The sequence below is a fragment of the Acrocarpospora pleiomorpha genome, from assembly GCF_009687885.1.
Lineage (GTDB): Bacteria > Actinomycetota > Actinomycetes > Streptosporangiales > Streptosporangiaceae > Acrocarpospora > Acrocarpospora pleiomorpha.
Window position 1 is genome coordinate 1 of record NZ_BLAF01000127.1, and the last position, 12773, is coordinate 12773.

A 12773-nucleotide genomic window follows, 5' to 3' on the forward strand; every position below is an offset into this window, starting at 1 on the left:
GGAGAACCACCTTATTTCGAGGTGGTGACCGTGTAGAGGAGTGCGCAACCGGCCAGGATCACGGCGAGGGCGATGATGGGCCAGGCCTGTTGGCGGGATGGGAGTATCTCGGCGTGGACGGTGCCGGTGCCGTGGCCGGACAGGCGTTCGGCCAGGGCCGGATCTTCGGCGCGCACACGGCGTGCGATTTCGTCGAGCACGCGTCGCTCGCGCGTAGACAGCCCCATGTCTGCTTCCTCCTAATAAATCTGGTAGAAGGAAGTTTTATCGCCCTTTGCCCTATTTTTCCAAGACGGCAGCGGGTAGATCTTCGGCGGCTCCCTCCAGCGGCCAGGCCGCCGGAGGGACGCGAGCCGCGGCGTGGATCAGCGGCATGCGGTCAGAAGGATTCGACCGCCCGGCGTGCCTCGGCGTCCAGCACGCCCCAGCTGATGAACTCCTCGGTCAGCTCCGACGGCGACTTGTCGTAGATGACCGCGAGCGAGCGTAGGTCCTCCTGCCGGATGCTCAGCACCTTGCCGTTGTAGTCCCCCCGCTGCGACTGGATCGTCGCGGCGTAGCGGGCCAGCGGCCCGGCCTTGTCCTTCGGCAACTGGGAAAGCCGCTCCAGGTCGATGACCAGCTTCGGCGTCGGCAGCAGCGGGGAGGGCGCGGCGCCCCCGGGCAGCAGCTCCGAGACGGGCACCCCGTAGAAGTCCGCCAGCTCGGCCAGCTTCTGCACCGTGACCGCACGATCCCCGCGCTCGTACGATCCGACGACGACGGCCTTCCACCGCCCCCTGGACTTCTCTTCTACCCCATGCAAGGACAGACCTTGTTGGGTGCGGATGGCGCGGAGTCGCGCGCCCAGCGACTTGGCGTAGTCAGACGGCATCGTATGGCCCCCGGCTTTCTATGTCTGTTCTTAGGTTGATTGTGCGTCCTTGTACCGAATGCACTAACCACCGGGGCTGTACCTGGGGGCAGGCACCTTCGGTGACCACTGCGTCGGGTTTTACCCAGGAAGGTCGCGAGTTGTGGTTACGGACAGTGACGGTAAAGCCGTGACCGGGAAAGGTCAAGTCGATTGGGAAAAGATGGCCAAACAGTGCTCTCCCCGACAACCGAACCATCCTCGGGTTTCGGCTGGGGGCGGTTCGATGCCTGCTGGGGGGTATCGTCCCTGGCCAACGGCGGGCGCCTGGTAGTGTTCTAACGCCTGACACCCTTTTAAGACCCGTCCTGTGAGGCGGGAAAGGCGGTGATTTTTTCATGTCCGATGCCCAAAATCCCCCTGTTCCCGGCGGGGATCCGGCGCAGGGGAAACACTCCCGAGCGGTCCTGGAAGGCCCCGACATCCACCGGGCGCTGACCCGGATCGCGCACGAGATCCTGGAGCGCACCAAGGGCGCGGAAAGCGTCGTCCTGCTGGGGATCCCCACCCGTGGCGCCACCCTGGCCCGGCGGCTCGCCGAGCGCGTGGCCCAGTTCGAGGGCCGGAAGGTGCCGGTGGGGGCCGTGGACATCACGATGTACCGCGACGATCTCCGGCTCAAGCCCGCCCGCCCGCTCGGCCACACCGACCTGCCGCCCGGCGGGATCGACGACCGGATCGTGGTCCTGGTGGACGACGTGCTGTTCTCCGGCCGTACGGTGCGGGCCGCGCTGGACGCCCTCAACGACCTCGGCCGCCCCCGCGCGGTCCAGCTGGCCACTCTGGTCGATCGCGGCCACCGCGAGCTGCCCATCCGGGCCGACTACGTCGGCAAGAACCTGCCGACCGCCAAGAGCGAGAAGGTCCGGGTCTTCCTGGAGGAGATCGACGGCCGCGACGCGGTGCTGCTGGTCAGGGAGGGGGAGCGGTGAAGCACCTGATCTCCGCGGGCGACCTTAGCCGCGACGACGCCCTGCTCATCCTGGACACCGCCGAAGAGCTGGCCCGGGTCTCCGAGCGCTCCATCAAGAAACTGCCGACGCTGCGCGGCCGTACCGTGGTGAACCTGTTCTTCGAGGACTCCACCCGCACCCGCATCTCGTTCGAGGCGGCGGCCAAACGCCTGTCCGCCGACGTGATCAACTTCTCGGCCAAGGGCTCCAGCGTCTCCAAGGGCGAGTCGCTCAAGGACACCGCGCTCACCCTGGAGGCCATGGGCGCCGACGCCGTGGTGATCCGGCACAGCGCCTCCGGCGCCCCGCACCGCCTGGCCACCTGGGTCCGCGGCAGCGTGGTCAACGCCGGCGACGGCACCCACGAGCACCCCACCCAGGCCCTGCTGGACGCGTTCAGCATGCGCCGCAGGATGGGCCGCCTGGAGGGCCTCAAGGTGGCCGTGGTCGGCGACATCCTGCACAGCAGGGTGGCCCGATCCAACGTGCTCCTGCTGGCGTCGCTCGGCGCCGAGGTCACCCTGGTCGCCCCGCCCACCCTGCTCCCGGTGGCCGTGGAGAACTGGCCCTGCCTGGTCTCCTACGACCTGGACGCGGTGCTCCCCAAGTCGGACGTGGTGATGATGCTCCGCGTCCAGCTGGAGCGCCAGAACGCCGCCTTCTTCCCGTCCGCCCGCGAGTACAGCCGCCGCTACGGCCTGGACCGCGACCGGTTCGCCAAGCTGCACGACGACGCCATCGTCATGCACCCGGGCCCGATGAACCGCGGCATGGAGATCTCCGCCGAGGTCGCCGACTCGCCGCGCTCGACCATCGTGGAGCAGGTCGCCAACGGCGTGACCGTCCGGATGGCCGTGCTCTACCTGCTGCTCGGCGGCGCGATCGGGGGAGAAGTCCAGTGATCATCAGAAACGCCCGCATCCTCGGCGGGGACCCCGTCGACCTCAGGATCGACAGCGGCCTGATCGCCGAGATCGGCCCGGGTCTCGGCGGCGAGACGGTCTTCGACGCCGACGGGCTGCTCGCCCTGCCCGGCCTGGTGGACCTGCACACCCACCTGCGCGAGCCGGGCCGGGAGGACGCCGAGACGGTCGAGACCGGCACCCAGGCCGCCGCCCGCGGCGGCTACACCGCCGTGCACGCGATGGCCAACACCTCCCCGGTGGCCGACACCGCCGGGGTGGTCGAGCAGGTGTGGCGGCTCGGCCAGGAGTACGGCCACTGCGACGTGCAGCCGGTCGGCGCGGTCACCAGCGGCCTGGACGGCAGGCAGCTGGCCGAGCTGGGCGCGATGGCCGACTCGGCGGCCCGGGTCCGGGTCTTCTCCGACGACGGCAAGTGCGTCTCCGACGCGGTGCTGATGCGCCGGGCGCTGGAATACGTCAAGGCCTTCGACGGCGTCGTGGCCCAGCACGCCCAGGAGCCCCGCCTCACCGAGGGCGCCCAGCTGAACGAGGGCGAGGTCTCCGGGCGGCTCGGCCTGGCCGGCTGGCCCGCCGTGGCCGAGGAGGCGATCATCGCGCGGGACTGCCTGCTGGCCGCGCACGTCGGCTCCCGGCTGCACGTCTGCCACGTCTCGACCGCCGGCTCCGTGGAGATCATCCGCTGGGCCAAGTCGAAGGGCTGGGACGTCACCGCCGAGGTCACCCCGCATCACCTGCTGCTCACCGACTCCTGCGCGGAGAAGTCGCCGGTCGGGCCGTACAACCCGATCTACAAGGTGAACCCGCCGCTGCGCACCCGCGACGACGTGCGGGCGCTGCGGGAGGCGCTGGCCGACGGCACGATCGACTGCGTCGCCACCGACCACGCGCCGCACCCGGTCGAGGACAAGGAGACCGAGTGGGCCGCCGCCGCGATGGGCATGATCGGCCTGGAGACGGCGCTGAGCGCGGTGCAGGAGGCCATGGTGGAGACCGGCCTGCTCGACTGGGCGGCGGTGGCCGACCGGATGTCCTCCCGGCCCGCGCGGATCGGCCGGCTGGCCGGGCACGGGCAGCCGCTGGAGGTCGGCTCCGTCGCGAACATCACGCTGTACGACCCGTCCGTCCGCGCGCTGGTGGACCCCGGCGCGATGGCGTCCAAGAGCAGAAACACCCCGTATGAGGGGATGACCCTGCCCGGCCGGGTGGTGGCGACCTTCCTGCGGGGCAGGCCGACCGTTCTGGAAGGGAAGCTCGTATGAGTCCTGCGCTCCTGGTCCTGGAAGACGGCAGAGTCTTCGAGGGCGCCCCGTACGGAGCCGTGGGCGAGACGTTCGGCGAGATGGTCTTCAACACCGGCATGACCGGCTATCAGGAGACCCTCACCGACCCGTCCTACCACCGGCAGATCGTCGCGATGACCGCGCCGCACATCGGCAACACCGGCGTCAACGAGGAGGACCCCGAGTCCGGCCGCGTCTGGGTGGCCGGCTACGTGGTGCGCGAGCCGGCCCGGGTGGCCAGCAACTGGCGCGCCACCACGTCCCTGGAGGACTACCTGCGGCAGCAGGGCGTGGTCGGGATCGCCGTGCGCGGCACCCGGGCGCTCACCCGCCACCTGCGCGAGCGCGGCGCGATGCGGGCCGGGGTGTTCTCCGGCGAGGCGCTCGCGCCCGTCGCCGAGCTGGTCGAGCGGGTACGGCGCTCGCCCGCCATGGTCGGCGCCGACCTGGCCGCCGAAGTGTCCACGAAGGAGCCCTATGTCGTCCCGGCGGTGGGGGAGCGGCGGTTCACCGTCGCCGCCGTGGATCTGGGCATCAAAGCCATGACCCCGCAGCGCATGGCCGAACGCGGCTGCGAGGTGCACGTGCTCCCGGCCACCGCCACCGCCGCCGAGATCCTCGCCCTCGACCCCGACGGCGTGTTCTTCTCCAACGGCCCCGGCGACCCCGCCACCGCCGACGGCGCGGTGGCCGCGCTACGCGGCGTGCTGGCGGCGGGCAAGCCGTTCTTCGGCATCTGCTTCGGCAACCAGATCTTCGGGCGGGCGCTCGGGCTCGGCACGTACAAGCTCAGGTACGGCCACCGCGGCGTCAACCAGCCGGTCCAGGATCGCCGCACCGGCAAGGTGGAGATCTCGGCGCACAACCACGGCTTCGCCGTACAGGCGCCGCTGGACGGGCCTTTCGACACGCCGTACGGGCGGGCCGAGGTGAGTCACGTGAACCTCAACGACGGCTGCGTGGAAGGGCTGCGGCTGCTCGACTATCCGGCGTTCAGCGTGCAATACCACCCCGAGGCCGCCGCGGGGCCGCACGACGCCGCCTATCTCTTCGACGAGTTCTGTGAGGTCATGGGTGCCTAAGCGGACGGATATCGAGTCGATCATGGTGATCGGCTCCGGGCCGATCGTGATCGGGCAGGCCTGCGAGTTCGACTACTCGGGCACCCAGGCGTGCCGGGTGCTGCGGGCCGAGGGCTTCCGGGTCATCCTGGTCAACAGCAACCCGGCGACGATCATGACGGATCCGGAGTTCGCGGACGCGACCTACGTGGAGCCGATCACTCCCGACATCATCGAGCAGATCATCGCCAAGGAGCGCCCGGACGCGCTGCTGCCCACTCTGGGCGGCCAGACCGCGCTCAACGCGGCCGTCGCGCTGCACGAGTCCGGCGTGCTGGCCAAGTACGAGGTCGAGCTGATCGGCGCCAACTTCGAGGCCATCCAGGCGGGTGAGAACCGGGAGCTGTTCAAGGGCATCGTGGCCAAGGTGGCGGCGGAGCGCGGCCTGAACGCCGAGTCGGCGCGCAGCGTCATCTGCCACACCATGGCCGACTGCCTGGCGGGGGCCGAGGTGCTCGGCTACCCCGTGGTCGTGCGGCCCTCGTTCACGATGGGCGGCGCCGGCTCCGGGTTCGCGCACGACGAGGCGGACCTGCGCCGGATGGCGGGGGCGGGCCTGGACGCGTCGCCGACCACCGAGGTGCTCCTGGAGGAGTCCATCCTCGGCTGGAAGGAGTACGAGCTGGAGGTCATGCGGGACCGCCACGACAACGTGGTCATCGTCTGCTCGATCGAGAACGTGGACCCGATGGGCGTGCACACCGGCGACAGCGTGACCGTGGCGCCGGCGATGACGCTGACCGACCGGGAGTACCAGAACATGCGGGACGTGGCCATCGCGGTCATCCGCGAGGTCGGCGTGGACACCGGCGGCTGCAACATCCAGTTCGCGGTGGACCCGGACACCGGGCGCATGATCGTGATCGAGATGAATCCCCGAGTGTCGCGATCCAGCGCGCTCGCGTCGAAGGCGACGGGCTTCCCGATCGCCAAGATCGCGGCGAAGCTGGCGATCGGCTACACGCTCGACGAGGTTCCCAACGACATCACCAAGGAGACTCCGGCGTCGTTCGAGCCGTCGCTCGACTACGTGGTCGTCAAGGTGCCCCGGTTCGCGTTCGAGAAGTTCGCCGGGGCCGATCAGACGCTGACCACGCACATGAAATCGGTCGGCGAGGCCATGGCGATCGGCCGCTCGTTCCCTGAAGCCCTCCAGAAGGCCCTGAGATCGCTGGAGAAGAAGGGATCCTCGTTCAGCTGGTCAGGGAGCCATGGAACGAAGCAGGAGCTTCTGGCGGCCTGCCGGACCCCGCACGACGGGCGGCTGCGCACGATGCAGCAGGCCATCAGGGCGGGCGCGACCATCGAGGAGCTCTACGACGCGACCCGGATCGACCCCTGGTTCCTCGATCAGCTAATGCTCCTGCACGAGATCGCCACTGGAATCGTCGATCTCGACGAGCCCACCCTGCTGCGCGCCAAGGAGCACGGGTTCAGCGACACGCAGATCGCCGAGATCCTCGGCATCGAGGAGATCCGGGTCCGCGACCTGCGGCACGCGCTCGGGCTGCGGCCGGTCTTCCACACCGTGGACACCTGCGCGGCCGAGTTCGAGGCGCGCACGCCGTACCTCTACTCGACCTACGACGAGGAGAGCGAGGTCCCCGCGGGGGACCGGCCCAAGGTGATCATTCTGGGCAGCGGGCCGAACCGGATCGGGCAGGGCATCGAGTTCGACTACGCGTGCGTGCACGCCTCCTTCGAGCTCAGCCGGGCCGGATTCGAGACCGTCATGGTCAACTGCAACCCGGAGACGGTCTCCACCGACTACGACACCTCCGACCGGCTCTACTTCGAGCCGCTCACCCTGGAGGACGTGCTCGAGGTGGTGCACGCCGAGCTCAAGACCGGGCCGGTGGCCGGGGTGATCGTGCAGCTCGGCGGGCAGACGCCGCTCGGGCTCGCCCAGGCGCTCAAGGACGCGGGCGTGCCCGTCGTGGGCACCTCGCCTGAGTCCATCCACCTGGCCGAGGAGCGCGGCGCGTTCGGCCGGGTGCTGGCCGAGGCCGGGCTGCCCGCGCCCCGGCACGGCACCGCGCTCACCGTCGCCGAAGCCCGCGAGATCGCCGGGGAGATCGGGTATCCGGTGCTGGTCCGGCCGTCGTACGTGCTGGGCGGGGCCGGGATGGCCATCGTGTACGACGACGAGACCCTGGCGTCCTACATGTCCAAGGCCGCCACCGACCACCCGGTGCTGATCGACAATTTCCTCGACGACGCCATCGAGATCGACGTGGACGCGCTCTACGACGGGACCGAGCTCTTCCTCGGCGGCGTCATGGAGCACATCGAGGAGGCCGGCATCCACTCCGGCGACTCGGCCTGCGCGCTGCCGCCGATCACCCTCGGCGGGCACGACATCAAGCGCATCCGCGCGGCCACCGAGGCCATCGCCCGCGGCGTCGGCGTGCGCGGCCTGCTCAACGTGCAGTACGCGCTGGCCGGGGGCGTGCTCTACGTGCTGGAGGCCAACCCGCGCGCGAGCCGTACCGTGCCGTTCGTGTCCAAGGCCACGGCGGTGCCGCTGGCCAAGGCGGCGGCCCGGATCATGATGGGCGCCACCGTCGCCGAGCTGCGCGCCGAGGGCATGCTCCCGGCCGAGGGCGACGGCGGCACCCTGCCGCTGGACGCGCCCATCGCGGTCAAGGAGGCCGTGCTGCCGTTCGACCGGTTCCGCGGCGTGGACATCGTGCTCGGCCCGGAGATGCGCTCCACCGGCGAGGTGATGGGCATCGACGAGTTCTTCGGCACCGCCTACGCCAAGTCCCAGTCCGCCGCGTACGGCGGGCTGCCCACCACCGGGCGGGCGTTCGTGTCCGTGGCGAACAAGGACAAACGCGCCATGATCTTCCCGGTGAAGGCGCTCGCCGACCTCGGATTCGAGATCCTGGCCACGGAGGGTACGGCGGAGGTGCTGCGCCGTAACGGCGTCCATGCCAAGATCGTGCGAAAGCAGAGCGAAGGCGCGGGCCCGGGAGGTGAGCCGACGATCGTGCGGCGCATCCTGGACGGCGAGGTGGATCTCATCGTCAACACCCCGTTCGGCAGCCCCGGCCAGTCCGGGCCGCGGCTGGACGGCTACGAGATCCGCACCGCGGCCGTGCTGCGCGGCATCGCGTGCATCACCACCGTGCAGGGGCTGGCGGCCGCCGTACAGGGCATCCAGCACATCCTCAGGGGGGACGTGGGCGTACGGTCGCTGCAGGAGCACGCGCGGCGGCTGCGAGGCTGAGCCGAGGAGTTTATTAGTGGCCGGGACGCCGGTGCAGGTGACGGGCACGGTGCTGACGACGCGCCGGGTCGACGCGTACCACGCGCTGACCGTCGTCGCGCCTGGCATCGCCGACCGGTTCCGCCCCGGCCACTTCGTCACCGTCGCCGTCGGCGGCCGGCAGACCTCCATGCTGACCCGGCGCGCGTTCGCCGTGCACGACGTGAAGTCCGACTACGGCGGCACGGTGGAGTTCGTCTTCGCCGTGCGCGGCCCCGGCACGGCCTGGCTGGCCGACCGCAAGGCCCGCGACGCGCTCGACATGGTCGGCCCGCTCGGCCGCCCGTTCCCGCTCCCGCGCGACCCCGCCACCTGCCTGCTGGTCGGCGGCGAGTACGGCTCCGCCCCCCTGTTCTCCCTCGCCGACGCCCTGCACCAGCGCAACTGCCGGGTCGACTTCGTGCTCGGCGCGGCCAGCTCCGACCGGGTGTTCGGCGCGCTGCGGGCCCGCCGGATCGGCGAGACCACCACGCTGACCACCCAGGACGGCTCGCTCGGCATGCGCGGCTCGGTCGTCGACGTGCTGCCCGCCGTGATCGCCGACACCCGGGCCGACGTGGTCTACGCGTGCGGCCCGATGCCCATGCTGCGCGGGGTCACCGCGGTCTGCGTGGAGTTCGACATCCCCGTCCAGGTCTCGGTCGAGGAGGCCATGGCCTGCGGGATCGGCGTCTGCATGACCTGCGTGGTGCCGGTGATCGGCGACGACGGCGCGACCCGGATGGTCCGGGTCTGCACCGAGGGGCCGGTCTTCCGGGGCGAGCGGGTTCGCTTCGACGACGTTGGCACGATCCCGTTCGACGCGCTGGGCGCGCCGGGGGGCGATCGTGGCCGTTGACATGCGCGCGTACCTCGCGCACGTCGAGCTGCCCAATCCGATCCTGGCCGCGGCGGGCTGCGCCGGGACCGGCCGGGAGCTGTCGGCCTTCGCGGACGTGACCCGGTTCGGGGCGCTGACCACCCGGTCCATCACGATGGCCCCCAGAGCGGGCCGTCCGACCCCCAGAATGGCCGAGACGCCCTCCGGCATGCTGAACGCCGTCGGGCTGCAGGGACCGGGCGTGGAGGCGTTCCTGGCCCGCGAGCTGCCCTGGCTGGCCGAGCGCGGCGCCAGGACCGTGGTCTCCATCGGCGGCGGCAGCGTGGCCGAGTACACCGCGCTGGCCCGGCGGCTGGCCGACGCGCCGGGCGTCACCGCCGTCGAGATCAACCTGTCCTGCCCCAACGTGGAGGACCGCGGCCGGGTCTTCGCCCGCGACGGCGGCGCGGCGGCCGAGGTCGTCGCCTCGGTCCGCGCCGCGATGCGCTACGACGTGCCCGTGGTGGCCAAGCTCGCGCCCGACGTGGCCGACGTGGTGGCCATCGCCCGCGCCTGCGTGGACGGCGGCGCCGACGCCCTCGCCCTGATCAACACGCCGATCGGGATGAGCATCGACGTGGACACCATGCGCCCCGCGCTCGCGGCCGGGACCGGCGGGCTCTCCGGGCCCGCCATCCGGCCGCTGGCGGTCCGCTGCGTGTGGCAGGTGCACGCGGCCTTACCCGGGGTGCCCCTGATCGGCATGGGCGGCGTGACGTCCGGCCGGGACGCCCTCGAGCTCGTCCTGGCGGGCGCCTGCGCGGTCGCCGTGGGGACCATCCTGTTCCATGACCCGTACGCCTGCCCGCGCATCCTGCGGGAGCTGGAGGAGCTCCTGCACGAGCGCGGCTTCGACCGGCTGGCCGACGCCGTCGGCCTGGCCCACCGACCCGCCCACCGAAATGATCTTGAGGAGAGCCCGCTGTGACCCCCGCACCCATCGCCGTCGCCCTGGACGCACCCGACCTGGAGACGGCGGCCCGCTGGGCGAGCCTGGTCACGCCGCACGTCTCGACCGTCAAGGTCGGCCTTGAGCTTTACCTGAGGTACGGCCCGGACGTGCTCGCCACGGTTCGCGGAGCCAGCGGTGTCCGGATTTTTCTGGACTTGAAGCTGCATGACATCCCCAACACCGTCGCCGGGGCCGCCCGCGCGGTCGCCCGGCTCAAGCCCGCCATCCTCACCGTGCACGCCACCGGCGGCCCGGCCATGATCCAGGCGGCGGTGGAGGCCGCCCCCCAGACCCAGATCGCCGCCGTCACCCTGCTCACCTCGCTGTCGGAGGCCGATCTGGCCAGGACCGGCATCCAGGGACCCGCCGGGGACGCGGTCCGGCGGCTCGCCGCCCTCGCGGTCGGCGCCGGGGCCCAGGCACTCGTCTGCTCTCCCCGCGAGGTCGCCGCGGTGCGCGCCGAGGTCGGCCCCGGCGTCACGTTGATCACGCCGGGGGTACGGCCGGCCGGAGCCGACACCCAGGATCAGGCAAGAGTAGCGACTCCCGAGGCGGCCATCGCCGACGGGGCCGACCTTCTGGTCATCGGGCGCCCGATCACCGGTTCCCCGGACCCCGGCGCGGCCGCCGCCGGGATCGCCGCGGCCCTGCGCAGGACCGCCCTTTCGCGGCCCTGACGCGTTCATCGGGCGGGGTTCGCTTCCGTAGCTGATAGGGCCGTTTTCGTAGACAGTCCGTTAGATCGCGACTACGGAGAGTAGTTTATTGGACTTTGTGGGGACAGAAATAGGTCTTGACGTTGCCTGATGGGGCAAAGACCAGCTACTTTCCCATCCCGTCCGAGTACATCGACAGAAATTCGAGGTGACCCGGCGTGGCTCTTCCTCCCCTGACCCCCGAGCAGCGCGCCGCAGCACTTGAGAAGGCTGCCAAGGCCCGCAAGGAGCGTGCTGAGGTCAAGAACCGTCTCAAGCATGGCGCGGTATCTCTGGCCGAGGTGCTGAAGGATGGGCAGACCGACGACGTCATCGGCAAGATGAAGGTCTCGGCTCTGCTGGAGTCGCTCCCTGGCGTGGGCAAGGTCCGCGCCAAGCAGCTGATGGAACGTCTTGGTATCGCCGAGTCCCGCCGCGTGCGGGGCCTCGGCGCGAACCAGCGCGCCTCCCTGGAGCGCGAGTTCGGCGGCGCCGAAGGCTAGGCGTACGCTGTCGGTCATCCTGCGGCTTCCCGCGGGATGACCGAACCGCGCGACACGGGGGGCATTGAGTGACCGGCTCGTCCTGGCCCGAAGGCAGTCAGGCCCACAAGGCCGCCGAGTCCGGGACACGTTACGGTAACTCCATGCCTCAAACCCGCCTGACGGTCCTGTCCGGACCGTCCGGTGTGGGCAAGTCCACGGTCGTCGCCGAGCTCCGGCGGGCACACCCGCAGGTGTGGCTGTCGGTCTCGGTGACCACCAGGAAGCCCCGCCCCGGCGAGACCCACGGCGTCGAGTACTTCTTCGCCGACGACGCCGAGTTCGACCGCCTGATCGCCGCCGGCGAGCTGCTGGAATGGGCGGAGTTCGCGGGCAACCGCTACGGCACCCCCCGGGACGCCGTGGTGGACCGCCTCGCCACCGCCACCCCCACCCTCCTGGAGATCGACCTCCAGGGCGCCCGCCAGGTCCGGGCCAGCATGCCCGACGCCCTCCTGGTCTTCCTCGCGCCCCCCTCCTGGGAGGAACTCGAACGCCGCCTCCGCGGCCGCGGCACCGAACCCCCCGACGTCATCGCCCGCCGCCTCGAGGCCGGGCTCGTCGAGATGGCCGCCGAGAAGGAGTTCGACGTGACGCTGGTCAACACATCGGTCCAGGACGTGTGCCAGGCACTGATAGCCTTGATGGCTGAAGCTGACAACTAGCTAGGGGACTCACGACGTGACCACCAGCGCGGCCTACTCCGAAGGCATCACCAACCCGTCCATCGACGCGCTCCTCGACGTGGTCGACAGCAAGTACAGCCTGGTCATCATGGGCGCCAAGCGGGCTCGGCAGATCAACGCGTACTACTCGCAGCTCGGCGAGGGCCTGCTGGAGTATGTGGGGCCGCTGGTCGAGACCCACGCCCAGGAGAAGCCGCTGTCCATCGCGTTGCGCGAGGTCAGCGAGGGCCTGCTGACTTCGGAGCCGATCGAGGGCTGATCCATCGGGTCGGCTGAGGTCGTCCATGTGATGAGCTTGCGTGGGGCGATTGGGTTTGTAGCGGGTTGATACGGGGGGTTTTCCCGCTCGCCCTTCTTTGGTGCTGGCGCTGGGCCGACGTTGGTGTGTTGGCTCTGTTGGGGCCCTTGAACTCGTTTGGGTTGATGCGGGGGTTCTCCCACCCACCCTCCCTTTGATTCGTTCCGGGCTCCGCCCGGCCCCGGCGGCACCGTGGTTACCCGAACGAAGCGGCAGCCGATCCGGGGTTCTCTCGCCCACCCAGCCCTGTTGTTCTCCCTCGGGCTCCGCCCGAGGC

13 protein-coding genes are annotated in these 12773 nt (G+C 70.6%); 11 read left to right on the forward strand and 2 right to left on the reverse strand.

Annotated elements, in window-relative coordinates:
• Positions 1-11 precede the first annotated feature (11 nt).
• Both Aple_RS51035 and bldD read right to left on the reverse strand, forming a co-directional pair.
• Positions 12-227, reverse strand: a complete 216-nt coding sequence (locus Aple_RS51035; RefSeq protein WP_155352051.1) for a DUF3040 domain-containing protein — start codon at positions 225-227, stop codon at positions 12-14.
• Positions 228-379: 152 nt separating this feature from the next.
• A complete protein-coding gene (gene bldD, locus Aple_RS51040; protein WP_155352052.1) occupies positions 380-874 on the reverse strand; it encodes a transcriptional regulator BldD in 495 nt (164 codons plus the stop codon).
• A gap of 377 nt (positions 875-1251) precedes the next feature.
• Here bldD and pyrR point away from each other — a divergent pair, with 377 nt between their 5' ends.
• From pyrR to rpoZ, 11 genes are all read left to right on the forward strand, one after another.
• The gene (gene pyrR, locus Aple_RS51045; protein WP_155352053.1) at positions 1252-1845 is read left to right on the forward strand and encodes a bifunctional pyr operon transcriptional regulator/uracil phosphoribosyltransferase PyrR; all 594 of its coding nucleotides are present in this window, start codon (positions 1252-1254) and stop codon (positions 1843-1845) included.
• On the forward strand, positions 1842-2768 hold the full coding sequence (locus tag Aple_RS51050) for an aspartate carbamoyltransferase catalytic subunit (RefSeq protein WP_155352054.1): 927 nt from the start codon (positions 1842-1844) through the stop codon (positions 2766-2768). Before pyrR ends, Aple_RS51050 begins: the two co-directional genes overlap by 4 nt.
• A complete protein-coding gene (locus Aple_RS51055) occupies positions 2765-4051 on the forward strand; it encodes a dihydroorotase (protein ID WP_155352055.1) in 1287 nt (428 codons plus the stop codon). Before Aple_RS51050 ends, Aple_RS51055 begins: the two co-directional genes overlap by 4 nt.
• Positions 4048-5154, forward strand: coding sequence for a glutamine-hydrolyzing carbamoyl-phosphate synthase small subunit (carA, locus tag Aple_RS51060; RefSeq protein WP_155352056.1), 1107 nt, complete (start codon positions 4048-4050; stop codon positions 5152-5154). Before Aple_RS51055 ends, carA begins: the two co-directional genes overlap by 4 nt.
• On the forward strand, positions 5147-8425 hold the full coding sequence (gene carB / locus Aple_RS51065) for a carbamoyl-phosphate synthase large subunit (protein ID WP_155352057.1): 3279 nt from the start codon (positions 5147-5149) through the stop codon (positions 8423-8425). The genes carA and carB overlap by 8 nt, the downstream gene beginning before the upstream one ends.
• A gap of 16 nt (positions 8426-8441) precedes the next feature.
• On the forward strand, positions 8442-9302 hold the full coding sequence (locus Aple_RS51070) for a dihydroorotate dehydrogenase electron transfer subunit (protein WP_155352058.1): 861 nt from the start codon (positions 8442-8444) through the stop codon (positions 9300-9302).
• Complete coding sequence (locus tag Aple_RS51075; RefSeq protein ID WP_246265643.1) at positions 9292-10251, forward strand: dihydroorotate dehydrogenase; 960 nt, start codon at positions 9292-9294, stop codon at positions 10249-10251. Before Aple_RS51070 ends, Aple_RS51075 begins: the two co-directional genes overlap by 11 nt.
• Complete coding sequence (gene pyrF, locus Aple_RS51080; RefSeq protein ID WP_155352059.1) at positions 10248-10952, forward strand: orotidine-5'-phosphate decarboxylase; 705 nt, start codon at positions 10248-10250, stop codon at positions 10950-10952. The genes Aple_RS51075 and pyrF overlap by 4 nt, the downstream gene beginning before the upstream one ends.
• A gap of 197 nt (positions 10953-11149) precedes the next feature.
• Complete coding sequence (gene mihF / locus Aple_RS51085) at positions 11150-11473, forward strand: integration host factor, actinobacterial type (protein WP_155335391.1); 324 nt, start codon at positions 11150-11152, stop codon at positions 11471-11473.
• Between the two features lie 143 nt (positions 11474-11616).
• Positions 11617-12177, forward strand: coding sequence for a guanylate kinase (gene gmk, locus Aple_RS51090; protein ID WP_155352060.1), 561 nt, complete (start codon positions 11617-11619; stop codon positions 12175-12177).
• Positions 12178-12193: 16 nt separating this feature from the next.
• Positions 12194-12457 (forward strand): DNA-directed RNA polymerase subunit omega, encoded by a 264-nt coding sequence (gene rpoZ / locus Aple_RS51095; RefSeq protein ID WP_155335393.1) that lies wholly within the window; start codon positions 12194-12196, stop codon positions 12455-12457.
• Positions 12458-12773 lie beyond the last annotated feature (316 nt).